Source organism: Methylobacterium sp. WL103, assembly GCF_008039885.1.
GTDB lineage: Bacteria > Pseudomonadota > Alphaproteobacteria > Rhizobiales > Beijerinckiaceae > Methylobacterium > Methylobacterium cerastii.
In genome coordinates, this window is the sequence record NZ_VRUX01000806.1 from 1 (window position 1) to 1,543 (window position 1,543).

Genomic DNA, 1,543 nt, shown 5'->3' on the forward strand with positions numbered 1-1,543 from the left:
GGACTGTGAACTGGCGCCTCGTCGACGAGCGCGGCAGCGCCCGCGAGGGCCGGGCCGCCCTGTCGGGCGACACCGCCGGCTTCGAGCTTCCGCCGCTGACGCCGGGCTACCACCACCTCACGGTGACGCTCGGCGACCGCACGGCGCAGGCCTGGATCATCTCCGCTCCGCAGCGCTGCTGGCGTCCGCGCGCCTACGCCGACGAGGGTGCGAGCGATTGGGGTCTCGCCGCCCAGCTCTACGGGCTGCGCTCGGACGACAACCTCGGCATCGGCACCTATGCCGACGCCGGCCACGCGGCGCACGATGCGGGCCTGCGCGGCGCCTCTTTCCTCGGCCTCAGCCCGGTCCACGCGCTGTTCTCCGCCGACCGCACGAAGATTTCGCCCTATTCACCGTCCTCGCGCCTGTTCCTCGACACGCTGTTCATCGCGCCGCGAAGCCTTCCGGGCTTCGCCGGCTCGCGGGCGGAGGCGTTGCTCCTCGAGATGGCGCCCCGTGTGGAAGCCATTCGCGACGCGGCGCTCGTCGATCACCAGGGCGTATGGGACGTGCTCTCGCCGGTGCTTCGGGCGCTGTGGGACGAGTCCGACGCCAAGCGCGGCGCGGATGCCGGCTTCACGGCGTTTCGCGCGGAGGGCGGCGAGGACCTGCAATCTCACGCCACGTTCGAGGCCCTGTCGGAGCACTTCAAGGGGCAGGGCGCCCAGTGGCTCGGCGACTGGCCCGAGGCCTACCGGCGCGCCGGGACCGAGGCCGTCGTCGCCTTCGCGGAGGAGCACCGGGACGCGGTCTCTTATCACGCGTGGTTGCAGTACCTCGCCGACCGGCAACTCGCCGACGCGTCGGCGCGGGCGCTCGCCACCGGCATGCGGATCGGCCTCTATCGAGACCTCGCGGTCGGCGCCGACCGCGGCGGCTCCGAGATCTGGTCGCATCCCGAGCGTTTCGCCGACCGCGTCTCGATCGGCGCGCCGCCCGACCTGCTGGCGCCCAAGGGCCAGGATTGGGGCCTGCCGGCGTTCGACCCGCTCGAGATGGAGCGCGACGGGCTCGCCGCCTTCCGGGCGCTGGTACGCGCCAACATGCGCCATGCCGGCGCGATCCGCATCGACCACGCCTTCCAGCTCGCCCGCCTGTTCCTGATCCCGCTGGGCGGCGGCGCAAAGGACGGCGCCTACGTGGCGATGCCGTTCGAGCCGATGATCGCGGTGCTGCGGCTGGAGAGCCATCGAAACAAGTGCCTCGTCATCGCCGAGGATCTCGGCACCGCGCCGCAGGGCTTCTCCGACGCGCTGATGCAGGCCGGCATCCTGAGCTACCGCATCCTCGCCTTCGAACGCGAGCAGGACGGGCGGTTCAAGGCCCCCGACGCCTACCCGCGTGACGCGCTCACCGCGATCACCACCCACGACCTGCCGACCTTCGTCGGCTGGTGGCGCGGGGTCGACACCGACACGCGCCAGTCGCTCGGCCTCTACGACGCCGAGCGGGCCGAGGCCGAGCGGACCGAGCGGGTCACCGAGCGCCGCCGCCTGTCGGA

The 1,543-nt window shown here is 72.5% G+C and carries 1 protein-coding gene; it reads left to right on the top strand.

The features are described 5' to 3' along the window. The coding region (malQ, locus tag FV222_RS25640; protein ID WP_147815970.1) for a 4-alpha-glucanotransferase at positions 1 to 1,543 on the top strand (1,543 nt) is incomplete at both ends.